The organism is Micromonospora sp. CNZ297, from assembly GCF_007827625.1.
On record NZ_VISU01000014.1, the window covers coordinates 122,402 to 145,169 of the forward strand.

Below are 22,768 nucleotides of genomic sequence, written 5' to 3' on the forward strand. Positions count from 1 at the left end.
GCGCCGCCCCCGCCCCGGCCGTCACGGCCGGGGCGGGACCGGGCTCTCGCCGGGCAGCGCCGTCGCCCGGACCCGCCCGATCAGCGCCACCACGGCGACCGCCATCACGGCCACCACCACGAACGCGCTGCGCAGGTCCAGGGCGCCGGCGAGCAGGCCGATCACCGGCGCCGCGAGCAACGCGCCCGGCCACTGGCCCATCGCCACCACCGAGACGCCCTCACCCGAGGTGAGGCCGGGCTGCTCGCCGGCGAAGCCGAGCACCGTCGGGGTCACGCACGCCAGGCCGAAGCCGAGCAGTCCGAAGCCGGCCATCACCGCGACCGGATGGGGGTACGCCACCGGCAGCGCCACACCGACGGTGGCGACGAGCGCGGACAGCCGGACGAAGCGGATCCGCCCGAACCGGCCGGCCAGCCGGTCGCCGAACAGCCGGGCGACGGTGGCGGCCAGCGACAGGCAGGTGTACGTGGCCGCGGCGAGCACCGCGGCAGCGCCCGCGACCTCGGTCGCGTACAGCGCGCTCCACTGTGCGCCGGCCATCTCGATGAACGAGGCGAGGAACGCGATCACCGCGAGCAGCAGCAACTGCGGGGTGAACCGGTCGCGCAGCCGCCGCCGGTCCTCGCCGTCCTTCGTCTCCTGCCGGGGCGTGTCAGGCAGCCAGCGGTGCGTACCGACCAGCAGCGCTCCCAGCAGGACGCTGGTGACAGCCATCTGCGCCGACGGGGACATCCCGATCGCCGCGGCGCCGGTGCCGCACAGGCCACCGGCCAGCATGCCGATGCTGAAGCCGGCGTGGAAGGTGGACAGGATGGGCCGCCCGTAGCGCTTCTGCACCTCGACCGACTGGGCGTTCATCGGCGTGGCCAGCAGGTTCGCCGCGAAGCCCCAGACCGCCAGCCCGCCGACAAGCGCCACCACTGTGGTGGACGCGGCCAGCAGCGGCGCGTTGACCAGGATCAGCGCCGCCCCGGCCAGCGCCAGCCGGCGGGTGTTGATCCGGCTGATCAGCACCGCCACCACGACCAGGGAGACCAGCTCCCCGGCGTTCGTGGCGATGTTGGCCAGGCCCCAGCCGGTGTTGCCGACGCCTACCGCGTCCCGCACCTCCGGCACGCGGGCCGACCACCCGCCGATGGCCAGGCCCATGATGACGAAGAGCAGCGCCACCGACCAGCGGGCCCGTACGGCCGAGCGTGGCACCGGCGGCGCGGGCTGCTCCGTCGTGTGCTGGTTCGTCGAGGTGTCCGTCATGGTCGTCGTACCTCTCTCCGATCGGTCCGTCGGAACTCCTACCCGATCGCGTGGTCGAGGAAGCACGCACCGTCAGGAAGGTGTACCTCCGCCGGGGTGGTCCCGGGGTCGGTGACGAGCGCCGAGACCACCGCGACGTAGTCGTCGATGAGCCCGCGGACGAGGTCGTCGCCGAAGACACCCCGGTTGCGGATCACCACGCCGCCGGCCCGGTCGTCGTCCACCACGACGATCGGTGAGCCCCGCTTGACCCAGACGGGCAGGCATTCGGGCGGCACGTCGGCGGCGACCACAGGCGGCGGTGTGCCGGGCGCGGGCCGGGCGGTGATGTCGACCGGCTCCACCCGCAGCCCCGGGCAGTGCAGCACCGGCGACGCCGACGCGGCGGACTGGAACCAGGCGTCGAACAGGTGGTTGTCCGGCCAGGGGCGGATCGCCGCGAAGTCGGGGCGGACCGCCCGGGCCAGCCGGTGGAACGCGGTGGCGTGCGCGACGGCCTCGGCCAGCGAGGCGTGCGCGGCGTCTACCACCGCGCTCATCGGCGCGTCCGCCGCGACCGCGACGGGCAGGTAGACGTTGTTGGTGAACTGGCCGACGAGTTGCCGCGACAGCGGGCTCTCCCGGCCCAGCGTGGTGGTGCCCAGCACCACCCGGGGCCGGCCGGCCCGCCGCGACAGCAGCACCAGGTAGGCGGCGAGCAGCAGCACGTACGGGCTGGTGCGGGCCCGCCGGGCGGCCGGGCGCAGCCGCGCGGTGACCTCGGGCGGGAACGCGAAGCGGGTGGCCACCTCCGCGCTGAGCGCGACGTCCGGCGCCGGTGGCGACGCCGGGAACAACTGGTACGGCTCCACCGGCCGCAGCCGGTCCCGCCAGTACGCGGCCCGGGCGGCGGCGTCGACGCCGTTCCCGGCCTGCTCCGCCTCCTGGAGCGCGGCGAGTGCGGTGTGGTCCACGCCCAGCGGCGGCTGCGGATCGGCCGCGCCGAGCCGGGCCGCGTACGCGTGGCACAGGTCCTCCACCACGACGCGGCACGACCAGCCGTCGGAGACCATGTGGAAGAAGCAGAGCGCGAGCACGTGCTCGGTCTCGGAGAGCCGGACCAGGGCGGCCCGCCACAGCGGCGCCCGGCCGGGGTCGAACTCGTCGTTGCGGTGCGCGTACGCGATCCGCTCGACGCGGGCCTGCTGCTCAGCCGGCGGCAGGCCGGACAGGTCGACGTACTCCAGCGGCGACTCGACGTGCGGCAGGATCCGCACCTCGGGCTCCACGCCGATGCGGTCGAACCGCATCCGCAGCGCGTCGTGCCGGTCCACCACGTCCTGCATCGCCTGCCGCAGCACGTCGACCCGCAGGGTGCCCCGCAGCCGGCGGAACTCCACCACCACGAGCCGGGCGGCACCGGGACGGGCCGGGTCGAGCGCGGTCATGAACTCCCACATCATCTGCTGGCCGGGGGCCAGCGGAAACGTCGTCGGCACTGCGACTCCCCCCGTCAGGCCGCCACCGGCGGCGCGGCCACCGGCGGGACCGGCCGCCGGTCCACCTCGTCCGGCCGGCGGTCCGCCCCGTCCGGCCGGCGGTCCGCCCCGTCCGGCCGGCAGTCCGTCCCGTCCGGCTGGTAATCCGCCTCGTCCGGCGCGCGGAAGCCGGTGAAGAGCAGGTCGGGGCGGCCGAGCCGGAGCGAGGTGACGAACGCGGCCCCGTCGAACAGCGTCTCGATCGCCGCGCAGGCCACCGACTCGGCCACCGCGCGCGGTCCCCGGTCACCGCCGAGCCGGCCGGGTGTCTTCGCGGCGATCACGGCGGCCGCGACGGCCGGCACCGCGAGCAGACTGCGCCCACCGCTGCGCCGGGCGGTCAGCAGCCCGGCCAGCGCGGTCACGGCGAGCGTGCTGGCGGTGTTGAGCACGAACCGGCGCCGGTGCGGGTGGGCGAGGCAGAGCCACTGCTCGGAGCGCCCGTACGTGGTGAACCGGTAGGCGACCGCGCGGAACGTGTCGGCGACGCCGGTGTCGTGGGTGATCACCCCGTCCGGGTCGGTGAGCAGCACGTAACCGGCGTCGGTGAGCAGCAGCCCGAGGTGCAGGTCCTCGCCGCCCAGCGGCATCGGGGAGTCCTCCGGGAATCCGCCGACCGCCTCGAAGACGGAGCGCTTCAGGGCCATGTTCGCCCCGGCGCCCCAGGACACGCGCTCGTAGTGCAGCGGCCGGGTCAGGTCGCCGAGCAGCAGGTACGAGCGGCGCATCACGCGGAAGAACGCGCTGTCGCCGGGCTCGACGACCACCGGGCCGGTGACGCCGGCGACCTCCTCGCCGGAGGCGCGCAGCCGGGCCGCGTACCGGGTGATCAGGTCGGCCGGCACCCGGCAGTCCGAGTCGGTGAACAGCAGCAGGTCGTACCGGGCGTGCCGGACGCCCAGGTTCCGTTTGGCGCCGACGTGCCGGGGGCCGCGCACGTAGCGGGCGCCGTACTCGGCGCAGGCGGCGCGGTGCGCGGCGGCCGCGCCGGGCGCCGAGTCGTCGACGACCACCACCTCCACCGGTTCCGGGCAGTTCGGGGCGGCGTCGCGCAGGCTGCGCAGCTGGCGGCGCATCTCCGCCACCCGGTCCTTGACCGGGATGACGACGGAGACGCCGCGCGTGACGGCGCGGGGTTCGGTCGGTTCGCTCACGTGCGATGCGGATCGGCTCATGTCCCGAGGTTCGACCACCCGGATACAACGCCGATACACGGCGCCGGCCGGGCCGGCTACCGCGTGTGTACCGCTGATGTATCGATGGGCATCAAGGTCGAGGACATGACGACCTCCATCCCTCTCGACCGGCGGCTCGCCGTGGACGGTGGCCGGCCGGTCCGCCCACCCGACCGTCCATGGCCACGCTGGCCGATCCCCGCGCCGGACGCCGCCGGCAACCTCTCCGCGGTGCTGACCGGCGGCCGGTGGGCGATCAGCAGCCCGTCCGTCGGCGGCACCGACCTGTACGAGCGGCGCTTCGCCGCCGACTTCGCCCGCTACGTCGGCACCCGACACTGCGTGCCCGTCGACCACGGGTCGAGCGCCCTGGTGGTGGCCCTGGAGTCACTCGGCCTCGGCTACGGCGAGACGGTGCTCGTACCGGCGCTGACCTGGACCGCCTCCGCGACCGCCGCGCTGCGCGCCGGCCTGGTCCCGGTGCTCGTCGACGTCGACCGGGACACCGGCTGCGTCGGGCCGGACGACATCGACCTGTCGGTGGACCCGCGTGCCGTGGTCGCCGTGCACTGGGCCTCCAACATGGCCGACGTGCCGGCGATCGACGCGGTCACCCGGCCGCGCGGCATCTCCGTCGTGGAGGACTGCGCGCAGGCCCACGGCGCCACCTGGCAGGGCCGCCAGGCCGGCTCGCTCGGCCGGCTCGGCTGCTTCAGCTTCCAGCACGGCAAGGTGCTCACCTGCGGTGAGGGCGGGGCCGTGGTCACCGACGACGACACGCTCGCGCCGGTGCTCGAGGAACTGCGGGCCGACTCGCGCCGCTACCGCGGCGACCGGACGCCGGCCGGCGAGCTGGACCTGGAGGAGAGCGCCGGTGTGCAGGGCGCCAACTTCTGCCTGAACGAGTTCTCCGCCGCCGTTGCCTGCGCGCAACTGACCACGCTGGACGAGCAGCACGACGTGCGCAACCACCACTACCGGCTGCTCGGCGAGCTACTGGACGGCGTCGACGGGGTACGGCTGCTGCAACCGGCGCCGGGCCAGACGCGCATCTCGATCTACGAGGGCACGATCGTCTTCGACGAGCTGCCGGCCGGCATGGACAACGCTGCCGTGGCCGCCGCGCTCACCGCCGAGCTGGGCCGGCGCTTCTACTGCACCGACGAGCCGCTGCACCGCAGCCGGCTGCTCCAGCCGTGGACGAAGCCGCTGCTCGCGCCGCTGGCCGAACGCTTCGCGGCGATCCACCGGGAGCGCACGTACCCCGACACCGAGTGGCTCGCCGCCCACACCGTCCAGACACACCACAGCACCTTCCTCGGCACCGAACAGGACATGGAGGACATCGCCGCCGCCGTCACCAAGGTGCTCACCCGCTGAACCGCGCCGTCCCGGCGCACCAGAGAAGGAGTCTTCCCGTGACCGTCACCCAACGCGAGACCTCGCACGCCCCGACCCCGTCCCCCGACACGGACGCGCCCGTCGGCGTGTGGCTCAACGGCGCCCGCGGTTCGGTCGCCACCACCGCGATCACCGGTCTGCTGGCGCTGCGCGCCGGCATGGCCGACTCGACCGGCTGCGTCACCGACACCGGCATGCTGCGCGACGCGCCGCTGGCGAGCTGGAACGACCTGGTGGTCGGCGGGCACGACATCGTCGACACCCCGCTGGAGAAGAAGGCCGAGTCGCTCGTCGACTCCGGAGTCATCCCGGCGCCGGTGCTGGCCGCCGTGCGCGGCAGCCTGCCCGAGGTCGAGCAGAACCTGCGCACCGGGTACGACGCGCGTACCGAGACCGCGCCGCTGGCCGAGGTGGTCGACCGGCTGGCCGGCGACATCGAGGAGTTCCGCAGCCGTTACGGGCTGTCCCGGGTCGTCGTCATCAACGTGTCCTCGACCGAGCCGCCGGCCGACCACCGGCCCGAGTACGACGACCTGGACGCGCTGACCCGCGCCATGGCCGACCCGGACGACAAGGCGCTACCGGCCAGCTCGGTGGTCGCGTACGCGGCGTTCCAGGCCGGTTGCGGCTTCGTCGACTTCACCCCGTCCACCGGGGCCCGGCTGCCCGCGCTGGAGATGATGGCGCAGCGGGAGCGCGTGCCGTTCGCCGGCTCCGACGGCAAGACCGGGGAGACGCTGCTGCGTACCGCCCTGGCGCCGATGTTCACCTCCCGCGCCCTGCACGTGCTCTCCTGGGCCGGGGTGAACCTGCTCGGCGGCGGCGACGGCGCGACGCTGGAGGATCCGCGCAACGCGCGCAGCAAGCTCAGCTCGAAGTCGGGCGTGCTGCCCGCGCTGCTGGGTGAGGACGTCACCGCCCCGCTGCACATTGACAACGTGCCGGACCTGGGCGACCACAAGACCGCCTGGGACCACGTCTCGTTCGAGGGGTTCCTGGGCGTCCGGATGTCCATGCAGCTGACCTGGAGCGGGGTCGACTCCACGCTGGCCGCCCCGCTCGTGCTCGACCTGGCCCGGCTGACCGCCGCGGCGCACCGGGCCGGCCACGTCGGCCCGATCGAGGAGCTGGGGTTCTTCTTCAAGGACCCGATCGGCACCGACGAGCACGCGCTGGCCGAGCAGGCGCAGGCACTCGCCTCCTGGGCCAACGGTCTGGACGGCCGCGCCGGCAGCTGACCTTCGTACCGGCCGCCGGCGCGGCACCCTCCGCGCCGGCGGCCCCGCCCCACGTACCCGCATCGAGGAGTCCCCCATGTCCCACCACGTCCCGAACGCGCCGGACCGGCCGACCACGGATCCGGTGTGGACGCCGATCCTGACCGGCCTGCACGCGACCGCGCTGGACTGTCTCCAGACGAGCTTCGCCCTGCTGGCCGACCATGCGAACGGGTCCGGCAGCCACCTCGCCCTCGGCGCCCGGTACGGGTTCCGCACCCGGGACCAGGACGGCCTGGTCACAGTCGAGGCGACCTCGGACGACCGGGCCGCCGAGGCGGTCGACCTCCTGGGCCTGCGGGTCGAGGGCCGGTGGATGCAGCTCGACGGCCCGCAGGTGCGGCGGCTGTGCGCGCCCGGCCAGCCGCTCTACGTCACCGCCGACGCGTACGACCTGCCCTGGTGCCCCTACCACGAACACGAACACATGCGGCACAGCTTCCTCGTCACGGCCGCCGCGCCGGACGAGGTCACAGTGGTCGACGCGTACCACAACGACACCGCCTGGGGCCCCGCGCGTCCCGGCGTGTGGCGGCTGCCCGCCGCCGCGTTCGACACGGCGCTGGCCGGCGGCGCGCACACCCTGGCGGTGACGGCGCACCCGGCCCCGGAGATCGACGTGCCCGCCATGCTCGCCGGCAACGCCGCCCGGGCCGGCCGGGCCCGCCCGGAGATCGACAACTACCTGACCCGCACCGGCGCCGCCCTGGACACCGTGGCCGGGCTGCACCGCTTCGTCCTCGACGTCTGGCTGCTGGCCCGCGCCCGCGACCTGCACGAACGCTGGCTCGCCGCGGTCGCGCCGGAGGCCGCAGCCGCGCTGGCCGGGCAGGCCGCGCGCTGGCAGCAACTCGCCACGCGCAGCTACGTGGCGCTGCGGCGGGCCCAGGCGGGCCGGCCGGCCGCGCCGGAACTGGCGGACGCGCTCGGCGAGCTGATCGCCGACCACCTGGCCGCGCTGGAGTCGATCGCCGGGCCGCCCGGCACGACCGGCGACGCCGCCGCGCCGCCAGCGCCGGAGAGGGCCGGTGACGACGGGGTACGCGCGGCGGTGCTCGGCGCGCTCGGCGACACCCTGGACCTGGACGGCTCGGCCCTGCGCACCACCGACGTGCTCCGGGAACTCCCCGGCTTCGACTCGTTCCGGCTGGTCGACGTCATCGACCGGGTCGAACGCCGGCTCGGCGTCGAGGTGCCGGCCACCGCGCTGTCAGCGGCCGACCTGCGCGACGTCGGCTCCCTGTGCGCCATGTTCGGCGCCGCCACCGGAGGTACCCGATGAGTACCGAACTGCTGCACGACCTGCTGGACCGCACCGCCGGCGCGCGCCCCGACGCGCCCGCCGTCGGGGACGGGACCGTCGAGTTCACGTACCGTCAGGTCCGGGCCGACAGCCTGCGCCTGGCCGGCTGGCTGCGCGGGCAGGGCGTCCGACGCGGCGACCGGGTGCTGGTGGCGCTGCCCGCCGACGCGGCCCTGCCGGCGCTGCTGTACGCGGTCGCCCGGGCCGGCGCGGTCTTCGTCGTCCTCCGGACGCCGGCCCCCGAGGTCGCCCTCGCCCACGTGCTCGACGACGCCGAGCCGGGCCTGGTCCTCACCGACGACCCGGTCCTGACCGGCCTGTCCCGCGCCCGCGGCGTCCCGGTGCGCGGCGCGGCCGAGGCGCGCCGCGCCGCGTCCGGCGTGGCCATCGGCGGCGCGCCCGCCGGTCCGGCCCCGCTCGCTGTCGACCCGGTCTGCCTGATCTACACCTCCGGCAGCACCGGCATGCCGAAGGCCGTGGTGTCCACGCACGCCCAGGTCACGTTCGCGGTCCGGGCGATCCAGTCGGAGCTGCGCTACCGGCCCGACGACGTGGTGCACGTCCTGCTGCCGCCGTCGTTCGACTACGGCCTCTACCAGATCTTCCTCAGCACCGTGGCCGGCGCCCGGCTGCGCCTCGGTGATCCCGGGGACACCGGTGGCCGCCTGCTGGCGACCCTCGTCGAGTCCGGCGCCACGGTGCTGCCCTGCGTACCGTCGCTCGCGATCAACCTGCTGCGGCTGCTCGGCCGGGCCGGCGCGCCGCGCCCGCCGCTGCGCCTGCTCACCAACACCGGCGCGGCCATGCCGCCGGAGGTGCTGGCCGGCCTGCGCCGGCTGCTGCCCGGCCTGAGCGTCCAGCTGATGTTCGGCCTCACCGAGTGCAAACGCGCGGCGATCATGCCGCCGGACGCCGACCTGCGCCGGCCCGGCGCCTGCGGGCGGGCGCTACCAGGCACCGAGATCTTCACAGTCGACGCCGCAGGGCGGCGTCAGCCACCGGGCGTCCGCGGCGAGCTGGTGGTACGCGGCCCGCACGTGATGGCCGGCTACTGGCGGCGGCCCGAACTGACAGCGCAACGCTTCCGCCGCGCCCACGGGCTGTTCCCGCAGCTGCACACCGGCGACCACGGTCACGTGGACGCCGACGGGTACGTCCACTTCGCCGGCCGGCGCGACGACGTCTACAAGGAGAAGGGCACCCGGGTCAGCGCCACCGAGGTGGAGGCCGCCGCGTACCGGGTCGACGGCGTGGACGCGGCCGGGGTGCTGCCGCCGGCCGACGGCCGCGACGGCGCGACGCTGTTCGTGGTGGCCGAGCTGACCCCCGCCGACGTGCTGCGCCGGCTGCGGGAACAGCTGGAGGAGATGAAGGTGCCGGCGCGCTGCGTCGTGCTGCCCGACCTGCCGCTGACCGGCAACGGCAAGGTGGACCGGCGGGCGCTGGCCCGGCTGGCGGGTGAGCACCGTGGCTGACCTGCCCTTCGACACCCCCGCGTACCGCTACGACCTGGCCCGGGTACGCGCCAGCCACGCCACCCTGGTCGCCGCGCTGCCCGCACCCAGCCGGCTGTTCTACTCGCTCAAGGCCAACCCGCACCCGGCGCTGGTCGCGGCGCTGCACACCGCCGGCTGCGACGCCGAGATCTGCTCCCCGGGCGAACTCGCAGCGGCGCTGCGGGCCGGCGTTCCGGGCGACCGGATGCTCTACACCGGACCCGGCAAGCGCGACGCCGAGGTGGCCGGGGCGGTACGCGCCGGGGTCCGCTGGTTCTCCGTCGACTCGCCGGCCGGCCTCGACCAGGCCGACCGGATCGCCGCCGCGCACGGCGTCGAAGTGCACTGCCTGCTGCGCGTGAACGACCGGGTGCCCAACCCGGGCCAGGGGCTGACCATGACCGGCGTCGCGTCGCAGTTCGGCGCCGACGTCGACTGGATCGAACAGGAACCGCAGCGGTTCCGCTCCCGCCCGTCGGCCCCGGTACGCGGATTCCACCTCTACACCGGCAGCAACGTCGACTCGGTGGACGCGCTGGTGGCCCAGTTCACCGCGGCGGCGCGTACCGCCCGGCGGCTGCGGGACCTGCTCGGCATCGACCTCACCCTGCTCGACCTCGGCGGCGGCTTCGGCGCGCCGTTCGCCCGGCCCGGCCACAACGCGGACCTGACCGGCCTCGCCGACCGGGTCGCCACGGCGCTGGACGACCTCTTCCCCGCCTGGCGCGACGGCACCCCCGAGGTGGCCTTCGAGTCGGGGCGGTTCCTCACCGCCACCGCCGGCACGCTGCTGACCCGCGTGCTGGACGTCAAGCGGTCGCAGGGCACGCCGGTGGTGGTGCTGGAGTCAGGCATCAACCACCTCGGCGGGATGTCCGGCCTGCGCCGGCTACCGCCGCTCGTACCCGCCCTGCACACCGCCGACGGCCGCGACGGCGCGCCGCTGGAGGCCGCGATCGTCGCCGGGCCGCTGTGCACGCCGCTGGACACCTGGGCCCGCGCCGCGAACCTGCCCGACGTACGGCCGGGCGACGTGCTCGCCGTGCCGAACGTCGGGGCGTACGGGCTCTCGGCGAGCCTGCTGGCCTTCCTCGGCCACCCCGCGCCGGTCGAGGTCGTCTGCGACGGCGACCGTGTCGTCGAGACGTCCCGGCTGACCCTGACGCGGCACCCGGTCGACACACCGGGCGCCACTGCCGAACCCCGAGAAGAAAGGTGACGTCATGAACGCCGAATTCACCGAACTGCTCCGCCCGTTCCTCAAGTTCGCCGGGCCGGACGAGATCACCGAGGACGCCCGCCTGCGCGACCTCGGCCTGGACTCCATGCGCGAGATCGAGCTGCTGTTCGCCATCGAGGACACGTTCGGGGTCGCCGTGCCCGACGACAAGCTCGTCGACTCCACCTTCGCCACCGCCGGTGGACTGTGGAGCGTGGTCGAGGAGCTGCGCACCCCGGTCGGCGGTGGTTCCCGATGACCGCGGCCGCCGGGTACGCCCCGGCCGTCGAGACCGTCGCCGACATCGCGGCGGAGCACGCCCGCCAGTCCGATGAGAACGCCGCCTTCCCCACCGAGGCGCTGACCGCCATGCGCCGTACCGGGCTGCTGGGGCTGCTGGTCCCGGCCGCCGAGGGCGGCGCCGGCGGGACACTGCCGGACCTGGTCGACGTCACACTGGCGCTGGGCCGGGTGGACATGTCGGTGGCGATGGTCTTCGCCATGCACTGCCAGCAGGTCGCCGCGATCACCGCGTACGGCGGGGAGAAGCTGCGTGCCGAGGTGCTGCCGGCGGTGGCCCGGGGCGAGCGGTATCTCGGCTCGGTCACCACCGAGGCCGGCAAGGGCGGCCACCTGCTGACCTCCGAGTCGGCGCTGGAGCACGACGGCGAGATGCTGCGGATCGACCGTCAGGCCCCGATCGTGACAGGCGGCCCGTACGCGGACGCCTTCCTCATCACCACCCGCGCGCCGGGCGCCGGCTCCGCCGCCCAGGTGGACCTGGTCTACGCCGACCGGGACCAGGTGGAGATCGAGGTGACCGGCGGGTGGCGCCCGCTGGGCATGCGGGCCACGCACAGCGTCCCGATGCGGCTGCGCGGCGCGGTGCCGCAGTGGCAGGTCATCGGCGAGCACGGCGGGTTCCGGGAGATCGCCACCCGGGTCTTCGCGCCGCTGGCGCACGTGGGCTGGTCGGCGGCCTGGATCGGGGCGGCGGCCGGGGCGTACGGCCGGGTGCTGCGGCACGCCCGCAGCGAGGCGGGACGGCGGCAGTTCGCCCCCTCCTCCGAGCTGGTGCTGCTGCGGCTGGCCGGCATCCGCGCCCGGCTGGACGCGGCGCACGCGCTGCTGCGGCACACCGTCTCGGTGGTCACCGACGCGCCGGACATGTCGGCGGCGCCGGTGCAACTGCTGCTCAACACGTTGAAGATCCGGGCGGCCGAGGAGTCCTTCGCCGCCGCCGACGAGCTGGTCGAGCTGACCGGCCTGCGCCACGGCTACCTGACCGACTCGCCGCTGACGCTGGAGCGCACCTTCCGGGATCTGCGCTCGGCCTCGCTGAACTACGCCAACGACCGGCTGCGCCTGGCCAACGGGGCGCTGTCGCTGCGCGACCCGGGGGTGCGTCTTGCCTGAGCCGACGCCCGCCGGGGACGACGCCGCCGCGGTGCGGGCGGCCCTGTCCGGGGTGGACCCCACCGACCCCGGCGCCGTGTGGCGCGCGCTGGGCGTCGCCGGGATCATCGAGGCGCTCTACCCGGACGGCGTCCAGCCGGACCCCCGGCGGCTGTCGGCGTTGCTCACCGAGCTGGACGCCCGGTGCCCGCTCGGCGTGACGCTGTCGGTCTGCGTCCAGGTCGCCACAGTGCTGCCGCTGCTGGCCGGCGCGACCGGCCCGGCGGACGCCGCGCGACGCGGGATGCTGCGCGGCGAGACGCTGGTGGCGCTGGCCGTCACCGACGCCGCCGGGTCGGGCTCGGACCTGCTCGACGCCACGACCCGGGTGAAGCCCGGCGACGACGGCGCCGTCCTGGACGGCGGCAAGGACTGGATCACCAACGCGACGAGCTGCGATGCGGCGCTGGTGCTGGCCCGGCACCGCGAGGCGCGGCACTTCACCAGCTTCTGCTGGGTGCTGGTGCCCGCCGCCGCGCCCGGCGTGACTGCCGAGTCCGCCGGCCGGGCGTTCGCCGGGTCCGGCGTGGGCCACCTGCGCTTCGCCGGCGTCGCGCTCGACCCGGACGCCGTGCTGGGCCGCCCCGGCCGGGCGCTGGCCGGGTTCGCCCGGCAGGTCGGCGTCGAACGGGTCGCCGGAGCGCTGTGGGCCCGGGCGATGTGCCACCGGATGCTTACCGGCCTGCACGACTGGCTGCGGCGGCGGCCGGCCGGGACGGGCACGCTGTGGGACCGCCCGGCGGTCCGCGAGCGGTACGCCCGGTGCCTGGTCGCCACGCACCAGCTCGACGCGCTGTGCGCGCCGCTGCTGGACGCGCCGGCGGCCGTCCCGTCCGCGGTCACCGGGATGCTGCTCAAGGTCAGCGCCGCCGAGACCGTGGACCGGGTCGCCGCCGAGGCGGTGCGCCTGCGCGGCGCGGACGCGTTCCGCGACGGCGGGGAGGCGCAGCTGCGCACCGAGGCGGCCATGTTCGGCATCGCCGGTGGCGCCACCGGCGCGATGCTCGCCGGCATCGCCGACCACGCCGACGAGCTGGCGGGCGCGGTGACCTGAGCGCGGCGTCCCGCGCGCGGCGGCGCCGGAAGACCGATCGACGACAGCACAGTGAAGGGAGCAACGCCGTGAGTCTCTACTCCTGGTTCGAGCGGACCGTGGCACGCGTGCCCGAAGCGGTCGCGCTGGAGGTCGGCGGGGAGCCGGTGACCTACCGCCGGCTGCGCGACCTCGCCGACGGCCTCGCCGGGCGGATCCACGCCGAGGTGGGCCACCGTCCGCGCGCGGTCGGCCTGCTGGCCGCCCGCAGCCTGCCCGCGTACGCCGGTTATCTGGCCGCGCTGCGCGCCGGAGCGGTGGTGGTGCCGCTCAACCCGGCCTTCCCACCGGCCCGCACCGCCCGGCTGTGCCGGGACGCGGGCGTGGACGCGCTCGTGGTCGACGACGCGGGCGCGGCGACCGCGGCGCAGGTCGCGGGCGACGCGGTGACGGTACGCCTCGACGGCGCGCCCGCCGCCCCGCCGCCGGCCGCGCCGGTGGCGCCGGACGACGTGGCGTACCTGCTGTTCACGTCCGGCTCGACCGGGCGGCCCAAGGGCGTGCCGGTCCGGCACCGCAACGTGGACGCGTTCCTCGCGTACTGCCGGGACCGCTACCCGGTCGGCCCGGGTGACCGGCTGTCGCAGACCTTCGACCTGACCTTCGACCCGTCCGTGTTCGACATGTTCGTCGCCTGGGGCGGCGGCGCCACGCTCGTGGTGCCACAGCCGGACGAGGTACTGACGCCGGTGCGGTTCGTCAACGAACGACGGATCACGCACTGGTTCTCGGTGCCCTCGGTGGTCTCGCTGGCCCGCCGGATGCGGATGCTCTCCCCCGGCGCCATGCCCGGCCTGCGGCACAGCCTCTTCGCCGGCGAGCCGCTGACGCTGGAGCAGGCGCGGGCGTGGGCCGACGCGGCGCCGGGCAGCGTGGTGGAGAACCTCTACGGTCCCACCGAGCTGACCGTGACGTGCACCGGTCACCGGCTGCCGGCGGATCCGGCGGCCTGGCCGGCGACCTCCAACGGCACCGTCCCGATCGGCGACGCGCACCCCGGGCTGGACGCGATCCTGCGCGCCGAGGACGGCACCGTCGGCGTGGACGACGGTGAGCTGTGCGTGCACGGGCCGCAGCGGTTCGACGGCTACCTCGACCCGGCCGACGACGAGGGCCGGTTCGTCACGTACGCGGAGCGCCGGTACTACCGCACCGGTGACCGGGTCCGCCGCGAGCGCGGCACGTTCGTGCACCACGGGCGCCTGGACGACCAGGTGAAGCTGCGCGGCTACCGGATCGAGCTGGGCGAGATCGAGATGGTCCTGCGCGGCCACCCGGGGGTGCAGGACGCGGTGGTGCTGGCGTTCGGCACGGGCGACGACCTCTCCCTGCGCGCGGTCTACACCGGCGCCGCCGGGATCACCGACGAGCTGACCCGCAGGTGCGCCGAGCGCCTGCCCGCCTACATGGTGCCGGCGCGGATCCACCACGTGGCCGCGCTGCCCACGAACGCCAACGGCAAGACCGACCGGCGGCGGGCCGCCGACCTGGTCGGCAGCGCGACGAGAGGAGCACGGTGATGACCGGCACAGGGAACGGACAGGACCAGGAGCGGGCGTTCCGGTCGGTGGCCGGGCGCTTCGCCACCGGGGTGGCGGTGGCGACAGCCGTCGGGCCCGACGGCCCGGTGGGGATGACCGTCAACTCGTTCACCACCGTGTCGCTGTCGCCCCGGATGCTGCTGGTCTGCCTGCGGCGGGACTGCCGGCTGCTCGGCGCGGTGCGTCGTACCGGCCGGTTCGCGGTGACTGTGCTCGGCGACGACCAGCGCGAGGAGGCGGCCTGGTTCGCCAGCCGGGGCCGCCCGGCGGGCGCCGACGGCTTCGCGGGTGTGGCCTACGACGACGAGCGGGCGACCGGCTGCCCGCGGCTGACCGACGGGGTGGCGTACTTCGGCTGCGAGGCGGTCTCCGCCGACCCGGCCGGGGACCACGCGGTACTGATGGGCGCGGTCCGCTCGGCGGGCCTGCTCCGGCCGACCCCGCCACTGCTGTTCGTGGACGGCGGCTACGCACGGGTCGCCGCGCCGCGGGAAGCGCAGGTGGCGCGATGAGCATCGGCGCCGCTCCCGGCGACCTGCGCCACCTGAGCCTGCGCGCGGCGCGGGCCGGGGCGGACGCGATCCGCGAGGCGCGGGGCCGGGGCTTGCAGACCGAACACAAGGGCGGCGCGGCCCAGGACCCGGTGACCACCGCCGACCACGCCAGCGAGCGGGCCATCCTCGGCCTGCTCGCCCGGGACCGGCCGCAGGACGCCGTCCTGGCCGAGGAGTCCGGTGCCAGCGCCGGCTGCTCCGGGCTGCGCTGGATCGTCGACCCGCTCGACGGCACGCTGAACTTCAGCCACGGTGCGAGCCGGTACGCGGTGAGCATCGCGGTGGCGACCGGCTGCGACGTGGGCGACGGCCAGGTGGTCGCGGCCACCGTCCTGCAACCGGCCACCGGCGCCTGCCTGGTGCTCGACGACGGCGGCGCGCTCGACGGCGACGCCCCGGTCGCGGTCAACCGGGGGGCCCGGCCGGGGCACGCCCTGGTGGCGTTCGCGGTGCCGAACGCGCCCGGGCCGCGACGGCGGGCGTACCAGGCGCTCGTCGGCGTCGCGCCCCGGGTCGCCGACCTGCGCAACACCGGCTCCACCGTCTGCGACCTGGCGGCCGTGGCCCGCGGCGAACTGGACGCGTTCGTCAGCTTCGACCCCGCGCCGTGGGACATCGCGGCCGGCGCGGCGCTGGTCGAGGCCGCCGGCGGGGTGAGCCGGCGGTGGCGCCACGACGGGTTCGAGGTCTTCGGCACCGGCGCGCCGGCCGTGGTGGCCGCGCTGGCCGGCTGGCTGGGCGACGACGGTACGGACGGCCGCGACGGCACCGACGACATCGACACCGACGAGGAGAGGGGAACCGACGATGACCGGCAGCGATGAGTTCCGGCTGGCGCTGGTGGGGGCGGGCCGGATGGGCCACCACCACCTGCGCGCCCTGGCCGACCACCGGAGCGTCCGGATCCGGTACGTGGTCGATCCGGTTCCGGCGGCACGGGAGGCGGTCACCGCGGCCGGGCTGCCCGCGTACCCGAGCGTGGAGGACCTGCTCGCGGACGCCGCGCCGGACGGTCTCCTGGTGACCGCGCCCACCGGGCGGCACGGCGCGCTGGTCGCGGCCGCCGCCAAGGCCGGGCTGCCGGTGCTGTGCGAGAAGCCGGCCGGGCTCGACCCGGCCGGGGCGGCCGAGGCGGGGCGGGTCGCCGCCGCCGCCGGGATCCCGTTCCAGGTCGCCTACTGGCGCCGGTTCGTCCCGCAGCTGTGCCGGCTGCGGGAGCGGATCGCCGGCGGCGAACTCGGCGAGGTGCTGTTCGTGGCCGCGGCGCAGTGGGACGGCGAGCCGCCCGCGGCGGCGTTCCGCACCGGCAGCGGCGGGATCTTCGTGGACATGGGCGTGCACGAGTTCGACCAGATCCGGTGGCTGACCGGGCAGGAGATCGACCGGGTCGCGGTGCAGCCGGCCGGTCCGGTAACCGACCCGGCGGTACGCGGCCGGGACGTGGACAGTGCCCAGGCGTTGCTCGGCCTGTCCGGCGGCGGCACCGCGCTGGTCTCGCTCGGCCGGCACCACCGCGGCGGCGACATGGCGACGGTGGAGGTCTTCGGCACCCGCGACCACGAGCGGCTGGCCTTCCTCGACCCGGCCGACGGGGACGCCACCATGTACGCGGCCCTGGCCCGCCAGGCGGAGGACTTCGCCGTGCTGGTCCGGGAGGGCCGGTCGGCGGGCGCCGGGGTGACGGACGCGGTGGCGGTGCTCGACGCGGCGCGGCGGGCGACGGCGCAACTGACTCCGGGTCACGAAGTACACACCGATCAGTGATTACTTGCACCATCTGGGAGCGATGCATTCCCCGGCCGAAGGTGGGAAACCCAGCCTTACACACCACACTGTGGACGGTGCGCCGGAGCGGGGGACGACATCCATGCGGTTCAGTGTTCTCGGTCCGTTGAGCCTGTACGCGGGCGACCGCCCCGTCATGCTGACCGGCACCAAGCCCCGCCTCCTGCTCGCCGTGCTGCTGCTGAGTCCGGGGCGCACGGTCGCCACCTCCCGGCTGGTCGACGGCCTCTGGCCGGAGTCGCCGCCCGCGTCGGCGGTACGCAACCTGCGCACGTACGTGCACCGGCTGCGGCAGACGCTGGACCGCGGCGGTGACTCGGCCGGCCGGCTGGTCCACGACGGCACCGGCTACCACCTGCGGGTCGACGAGGACGAGCTGGACCTGCTGCGGTTCCGTCGGCTCGCCGACGAGGCCCGCCGGGCCGCCCGGAGCGACCGGCCGCAGGCCGCCGCCGACCTGTTCGACCGGGCGGTCGACCTGTGGGGCGGGCACCCGCTGGAGGACCTGACGGATCTGGGCACCGACCTGGGCGCGACCGTCACGGCACTGCGGGAGCAGCACCGGGAGATGACGACGGAGCTGATCGACCTGCGCCTGCGGCTGGGGCAGCCGGCGCGGGTCATCCCGTCGCTGCGCCGGATGGTGGCCGAGGAGCCGCTCGACGAACGCCGGCAGGCGCAGCTGGTGACCGCGCTGACGCGGGAGGGGCGTGTGGCCGAGGCGCTGGCCGCGTACCAGCAGGCCCGGCGCGGCATCATCGACGAGCTGGGCGTCGACCCCGGCCCCACGCTCCAGGGCGCCCTCCAGACCGCGCTGGACGCGGACTCCGCCGAGGTCCGCCCACCGTCCGGCCGGCCCACGGCCCTCGGCGCCGGGCCCGTGTCGCCGCCCGGCCCGCCGACCAGCCCGCAGGCCCTGCCGATGAAGCCGCCGTCCCTGGTCGGCCGGGACACCACTGCGGGCCAGCTGCGCGCCATCGCCGAGGGGATCGCCGACCCGGCCGGCGCCGACGAGCACGCCGGTGTCGTGCTCGTCTCCGGCGCGCCGGGCGTCGGCAAGTCGTCGTTCTCGGTGAGCAGCGGGTACGACCTGGCCGACCTCTTTCCCGACGGTCAGCTCTTCGTCAGCTTCGACAGCGGCGACGAGCCGCCGCGCGGCAGCGGGGAGCTGATCCGGGAGCTGCTGGTCGAGCTGGGCGTACCGCTGACCGACGTGTCCGAGGACATCCGGGAGCGCTCCGCCGTGCTGCGGTGCGCGCTCGCCGGCCGGCGGCTGCTGCTCATCATCGACGACGTCGACTGCGCGCAGCAGGTGCGCCCGCTGTTGCCCGGGGCGGGCCGCAGCCTGGTCCTGATCAACAGCCGGCAGCGCCTGCTGGACCTGGACGTGGGCTGGCGGTTGACGCTCGGCGCGCTCGACCGGGCCGACGCGGTGGAGCTGCTGGCCACGATCGCGGGCGAGCGCCGGGTACGTGAGCAGCCGGAGGTGTTCGGCCGGATCGCCGCGGCCTGCGACCAGTTGCCACTGGCGCTGCGGATCGTCGGCAGCCGGCTCGTCACCCAGCCCGACGTGGCCCTGCCCGGCTTCGCCGCGCACCTGGAGGACGAGGAGAACCGGCTGTCGGAGCTGGCGGTCGGGGACATCTCGGTGCGCGGCAGCCTGTCGGTCAGCTACCAGGCGCTGGACGTCGACGCCCGCTTGGCGCTGCACGCGCTGGCCCGCGCCGACTCGTTCATCACCCCGGCCAGCGCGGTGGAGATCCTGCGCCTGCCCCGGCAGCAGGCCAACCGGATGGTGGAGCACCTGATCCAGCACAACCTGCTGGTGCCGGTCGACTCCTGCGCCCCGGCCGAGCGCTTCCATCTGCCGGAGTTGCTGCGACTCTTCGCCCGCGAGTGCGTGGAGGCGCACGGCCGGCCGCTTCCGGCCTGAACACCGATCGCGGTGTGCGGGTCGGTGAGACCCGCACACCGCGATCCGGGTGTCGTTACTTGAGGAAGCGGTCCAGCGCGGCCTCGATGGTGCCGCTGTCCGGGGACGCGTACGACTTCATCGTCACCTTGTTGTAGGAGATGAAGCTCGGGCACCGGGCGGCGGGCGCGGTCACCGTGCCGCCGTCGCCGACCTTCTCGCCGGTCTTGGCGGCGTGGAAGGTCAGGGTGTACCGCGAGGAGATGTAGTCGACGGTGACGACCTTGTCCTCGCTGTTCTTGTACTGGCACTTCTTCGGCGTGCCCTCGCTGCCCTCGACCATCTTGAGGCAGCCGATGACCGACACCGTGGCGAAGTCGGCCGACTTGGCGTAGTACGGCTTGGCCGAGCTGACCGTCTTCTGCGACCAGAACGACGGCCGGTCCGGGGAGTTGGAGAAGACGTACGCCTTCGAGCCCGCCGGCGCGGTGTACGGGGCGGCGTTGAGGATCGCTCCCCCGTCGCAGACCGCCGACATCTCGCTGGCGTACCGCGCGGTGATCGAGTTGTTGTTGGAGGGCCCGTCCGGCCCGGTCGACTCCGGGCCGTCCGCGCTGGGGGTCGCGGACGGGCTGCTGTCCGGCCCGGGGGTGGCGCTGCCCGACGCCACCGGCTTCGGGTCCTCCTCGTCGCCGTTGAAGGCGACGTAGGCGAGCCCGCCGCCGCAGCACAGCAGCGTCAGCGTGACCGCGCCCGCGGCGAGGCCGACGATGAGCCCCTTGCTCTTGCCTCCGCTCGGGGGCGGCGGGGTGGGCGCGTACGGCGCCGGCCCGGGGTAGCCCGGCTGCCCGGGGAACGGCGCCGCGGGCTGCGCGCCGTACGGCGCACCCGACCCGGGCTGGGCACCGTACGGCGCACCCGACGCGGGCTGGGCGCCGTAGGGGGCGCCCGACGCCGGCTGCGAACCGTAGGGCGCACCCGACGCCGGCTGCGAACCGTAGGGCGCGCCGGAGGCCGGCTGCGCGCCGTACGGGGCGTTCGGGTCGGGCTGGTTGCCCCACGCTCCGGCGTTCGGGTCCGGATAGCCTCCGTAGGGAGGGTGATTGTCACTCATCTGAGGTTCTTCCACCTGTCGTCCGTGGTTCCGGCGATCAACCACCCCGCAGCGTAATGACGCCTGCAAATTCACGATCGCCGACATTCGATACGTTCTTCACCAGCCGTGCCGGGGTCACTCCGGTGCGTACGTGCCCGGATCCGGCATCCGGCCGCCCATCAGGCGTGACGGGCCGGGGACCGTTGGGACGCAACGGATCGACCGATCGGCGACCGACCTGTACCCGACATCGGCGACGCCGAAAAGTGTGATGTACGCGACACCTCCGGCCGCTCGGCCGGACGGCGGCGGACCACATCCTGGACCGTCATTTAATGAGGTTCATCGATATTGACGCACGTCACAGGCGCGGACAGAATCCCAGCACCACCACCAGGACCCCTCCGGGAGGGCCCCATGAACCGTCCCCGCCTGCCGCTCCTGCGGACCGCCGGCCGGATGACCGCGCTCGTCGCGGCCGCCGCCGGCATGCTGCTCACCGCCGCCGCACCCGCCGTCGCCGCCGCGCCCGCCGGTCGCTACGTCGCGCTCGGCGACTCCTACACCTCCGCACCGCTCGTGCCCACCCAGGTCGACCTGAACTGCCTGCGCTCCAACCGCAACTACCCGTCCCTGGTGGCGGCGTCCGCCGGCTCCTCGTCGTTCGCCGACGTGAGCTGCTCCGGAGCCACCACCGAGGACATCCTGTACGGCGGCGACGGGGCGCTGGGCATCGCGCTGCCGCCGCAGGTCAACGCCGTCACGTCGGCCACCGCGCTGGTGACCGTCCAGATCGGCGGCAACGACATCGGCTTCTCCGGCATCATCAGCGACTGCGCCGAGGCGAGCGTGAGCAGCCCGCTCGGCTCGCCCTGCAAGAACCGGTTCACCGCGGGCGGCACCGACCAGTTGCGGGCCCGGATCGCCGCCGCCGCGCCGAAGGTGGCAGCCGTGCTGCGGGCGGTCCGCCAGGCCGCGCCGAACGCGCGCGTGGTGGTGCTCGGGTACCCGGCGATCCTGCCCGACAGCGGCTACGGCTGCTGGCCGGTGGTGCCGATCGCCTACCAGGACGTGCCGTACCTGCGCGGCGTCCAGAAGGCGCTCAACACGATGCTGGCCGACACGGCGGCGGCGGGCGGCGCGAGCTACGCCGACGTCTACGCCCCGTCGATCGGCCGGGACTCGTGCAAGGGCAGCGGCACCCGCTGGGTGGAGGGGCTGGTGCCGCAGAACGCCGCCGCGCCGTTCCACCCGAACGCCCGGGGAGAGCAGGGCATGGCCACCGCCCTGCTGGCGCACCTGAGCTGACCCGGCCCGGTTGAGCCGGTCCCGCTCGGGCGGGACCGGCTCACCGGCGTGCGGCCTCACGCCCGGGTGATGCGGACCGCGTCGGCGACCACGTACCCGGTGCCGGCGCTCCAGCGGCTCACCCCGACCTTGTCGCCGGTCCCGGCGGCGAGCGTGAACACGCCGAGCGAGACCCAGCGCCCGCCGCCGGTGCGCTGGTCGACCGCCACCGACCGGTTGCCGGTCGTGGTGGCCACCAGGTACGGGGTGCGGTCGTTGTAGCCGGGGTCGGCCGGGTACCACACCGACACCTCGTAGGAGCCGGTCGCGGGCAGGCTCGCCCGGAACCAGGCCACGTCGCTGGACGCCACCGGCGCGGCGAAGCGGTAGTCGGCGCCGTAGCGCTGCCCGGAGTACGCGGAGGTGCCCCAGGCGGCGCCCGCGCTGAACCCGCCCGACGTGGCGTTGTCGACTGTGACGCTCCACGTCGCGGGCGGGGTGCCGGCCCGTACGTCCAGGTAGTTGCGGTCGATCTTCATGGTCACGCCGCCCCACGTCTCGGTGACGTCCCCGGCGTACTGGTGCAGGCGCTGCTGGTCGGCGTAGCGGTCGTCGGCGCAGTACGTGCCCCCGTCGGTGTCCGCGACGCCGTTCCACCAGGCGATCCAGATCTGGTCCAGGCGCAGGTACCGGGTGTCGTGGTAGGCGGCGCAGACGTCGGTGATGCCGGACGAGCCACTGGAGTACATGCCGGCGAGGTAGCCGCGCGTGTGCAGGCGCTCGACCCAGCCGGAGAGGAAGGAGAGCACCGCGGCCCGGCAGCTCGCGTTCGACGGGTACTGCTCGATGTCGTTGTAGAGCGTGCTGCCCGTGCCGATGCCGAGCGCCACCGCCGCGGCGACCGCGCTGTCCGCCGCGGTCCTCCCCTGCCCGCGGGCGGTGGCCGGGTCGGCGGACATCTTCGGCGTACGGGTGCCGCACGGCGCCTGGTAGCCCAGCTCGATGGGGATCAGCCGCCAGCCCTTGCGGGTCTGGTCGGCGACCCAGGTCGCGGTCAGGTTGGGTTGGGCGCACGTCCGGCTGCCGCCGCTGATGTAGACGCCGACCGCGCGGTACGGCGACGCGGTCAGCCAGGCGTCCATCGCGGCCTGCGACGGCGCGGTGCAGGTGTCGAAGCCCTTGCCGGTGAAGGTGCCGGGCTGCGGGCCGACCGCGGCGACGGTGGCCGCTGTCCCGGCGGCGGGCTGCGGCTCGGCGACAGCCGGTGTCCCGGCGCGGGCCGGGACGGCCGAAGCCTGCCCCGGTACGGCCGCGGCCGCGAGCACGGCGAGAAGTGTCAGGGCCGTGGCGATCGCTCTCATCGGCGCCCCTCCTGTGAAGGATTCCTCGCTCGACGGCGA

19 protein-coding genes are annotated in these 22,768 nt (G+C 75.1%); 14 read left to right on the forward strand and 5 right to left on the reverse strand.

All coding sequences use genetic code 11. From position 1 onward, the window contains the following. Positions 1–21: 21 nt before the first annotated feature. The 3 genes from FB454_RS23030 to FB454_RS23040 are packed head-to-tail and all read right to left on the reverse strand — an operon-like array spanning position 22 to position 3,949. On the reverse strand, positions 22–1,257 hold the full coding sequence (locus FB454_RS23030) for an MFS transporter (protein ID WP_145823457.1): 1,236 nt from the start codon (positions 1,255–1,257) through the stop codon (positions 22–24). A gap of 38 nt (positions 1,258–1,295) precedes the next feature. After that, a complete protein-coding gene (locus FB454_RS23035; RefSeq protein WP_013285786.1) occupies positions 1,296–2,735 on the reverse strand; it encodes a condensation domain-containing protein in 1,440 nt (479 codons plus the stop codon). Positions 2,736–2,749: 14 nt separating this feature from the next. Continuing rightward, positions 2,750–3,949: a glycosyltransferase gene (locus FB454_RS23040; RefSeq protein ID WP_145823458.1), complete on the reverse strand. Its 1,200-nt coding sequence runs from the start codon at positions 3,947–3,949 to the stop codon at positions 2,750–2,752. Between the two features lie 105 nt (positions 3,950–4,054). Here FB454_RS23040 and FB454_RS23045 point away from each other — a divergent pair, with 105 nt between their 5' ends. From FB454_RS23045 to FB454_RS23105, 13 genes are all read left to right on the forward strand, one after another. Further along, complete coding sequence (locus tag FB454_RS23045) at positions 4,055–5,329, forward strand: DegT/DnrJ/EryC1/StrS family aminotransferase (RefSeq protein ID WP_486485444.1); 1,275 nt, start codon at positions 4,055–4,057, stop codon at positions 5,327–5,329. Between the two features lie 38 nt (positions 5,330–5,367). Further along, positions 5,368–6,588, forward strand: coding sequence for an inositol-3-phosphate synthase (locus tag FB454_RS23050; RefSeq protein WP_013285783.1), 1,221 nt, complete (start codon positions 5,368–5,370; stop codon positions 6,586–6,588). Positions 6,589–6,664: 76 nt separating this feature from the next. Beyond that, a complete protein-coding gene (locus FB454_RS23055; protein ID WP_071095517.1) occupies positions 6,665–7,909 on the forward strand; it encodes an acyl carrier protein in 1,245 nt (414 codons plus the stop codon). After that, the gene (locus FB454_RS23060; RefSeq protein WP_013285781.1) at positions 7,906–9,405 is read left to right on the forward strand and encodes a class I adenylate-forming enzyme family protein; all 1,500 of its coding nucleotides are present in this window, start codon (positions 7,906–7,908) and stop codon (positions 9,403–9,405) included. Before FB454_RS23055 ends, FB454_RS23060 begins: the two co-directional genes overlap by 4 nt. Next, a complete protein-coding gene (locus FB454_RS23065) occupies positions 9,398–10,645 on the forward strand; it encodes a type III PLP-dependent enzyme domain-containing protein (protein ID WP_145823460.1) in 1,248 nt (415 codons plus the stop codon). The genes FB454_RS23060 and FB454_RS23065 overlap by 8 nt, the downstream gene beginning before the upstream one ends. A 4-nt stretch (positions 10,646–10,649) precedes the next feature. After that, a complete protein-coding gene (locus tag FB454_RS23070; protein ID WP_013285779.1) occupies positions 10,650–10,904 on the forward strand; it encodes a phosphopantetheine-binding protein in 255 nt (84 codons plus the stop codon). Further along, positions 10,901–12,061 (forward strand): acyl-CoA dehydrogenase family protein, encoded by a 1,161-nt coding sequence (locus FB454_RS23075; RefSeq protein ID WP_145823461.1) that lies wholly within the window; start codon positions 10,901–10,903, stop codon positions 12,059–12,061. The genes FB454_RS23070 and FB454_RS23075 overlap by 4 nt, the downstream gene beginning before the upstream one ends. After that, positions 12,054–13,154 carry an acyl-CoA dehydrogenase family protein gene (locus FB454_RS23080; RefSeq protein ID WP_145823462.1) on the forward strand — a complete coding sequence of 367 codons (1,101 nt, stop codon included), beginning with the start codon at positions 12,054–12,056 and terminating at the stop codon, positions 13,152–13,154. Before FB454_RS23075 ends, FB454_RS23080 begins: the two co-directional genes overlap by 8 nt. Positions 13,155–13,222: 68 nt before the next feature. After that, on the forward strand, positions 13,223–14,713 hold the full coding sequence (locus FB454_RS23085; protein WP_145823463.1) for an amino acid adenylation domain-containing protein: 1,491 nt from the start codon (positions 13,223–13,225) through the stop codon (positions 14,711–14,713). Continuing rightward, positions 14,713–15,246: a flavin reductase family protein gene (locus FB454_RS23090; protein WP_013285775.1), complete on the forward strand. Its 534-nt coding sequence runs from the start codon at positions 14,713–14,715 to the stop codon at positions 15,244–15,246. The genes FB454_RS23085 and FB454_RS23090 overlap by 1 nt, the downstream gene beginning before the upstream one ends. Further along, on the forward strand, positions 15,243–16,112 hold the full coding sequence (locus tag FB454_RS23095; RefSeq protein ID WP_145823464.1) for an inositol monophosphatase family protein: 870 nt from the start codon (positions 15,243–15,245) through the stop codon (positions 16,110–16,112). The genes FB454_RS23090 and FB454_RS23095 overlap by 4 nt, the downstream gene beginning before the upstream one ends. Next, positions 16,096–17,052 (forward strand): Gfo/Idh/MocA family oxidoreductase, encoded by a 957-nt coding sequence (locus FB454_RS23100; RefSeq protein WP_030268846.1) that lies wholly within the window; start codon positions 16,096–16,098, stop codon positions 17,050–17,052. Before FB454_RS23095 ends, FB454_RS23100 begins: the two co-directional genes overlap by 17 nt. A 103-nt stretch (positions 17,053–17,155) precedes the next feature. Continuing rightward, complete coding sequence (locus FB454_RS23105) at positions 17,156–19,006, forward strand: AfsR/SARP family transcriptional regulator (RefSeq protein WP_071095530.1); 1,851 nt, start codon at positions 17,156–17,158, stop codon at positions 19,004–19,006. A 55-nt stretch (positions 19,007–19,061) separates the two neighbouring features. Here the strand turns inward: FB454_RS23105 and FB454_RS23110 are convergent, their stop codons facing one another. Beyond that, on the reverse strand, positions 19,062–20,099 hold the full coding sequence (locus FB454_RS23110; RefSeq protein WP_145823465.1) for a hypothetical protein: 1,038 nt from the start codon (positions 20,097–20,099) through the stop codon (positions 19,062–19,064). Between the two features lie 399 nt (positions 20,100–20,498). On the opposite strand from FB454_RS23110, the gene FB454_RS23115 reads away from it, so the two are divergent. Then, complete coding sequence (locus FB454_RS23115; RefSeq protein ID WP_145823466.1) at positions 20,499–21,389, forward strand: SGNH/GDSL hydrolase family protein; 891 nt, start codon at positions 20,499–20,501, stop codon at positions 21,387–21,389. 56 nt (positions 21,390–21,445) lie between these two features. On the opposite strand, the gene FB454_RS23120 is transcribed toward FB454_RS23115, so the two are convergent. Beyond that, complete coding sequence (locus tag FB454_RS23120) at positions 21,446–22,729, reverse strand: glycoside hydrolase domain-containing protein (protein WP_071095536.1); 1,284 nt, start codon at positions 22,727–22,729, stop codon at positions 21,446–21,448. Positions 22,730–22,768: the final 39 nt, after the last annotated feature.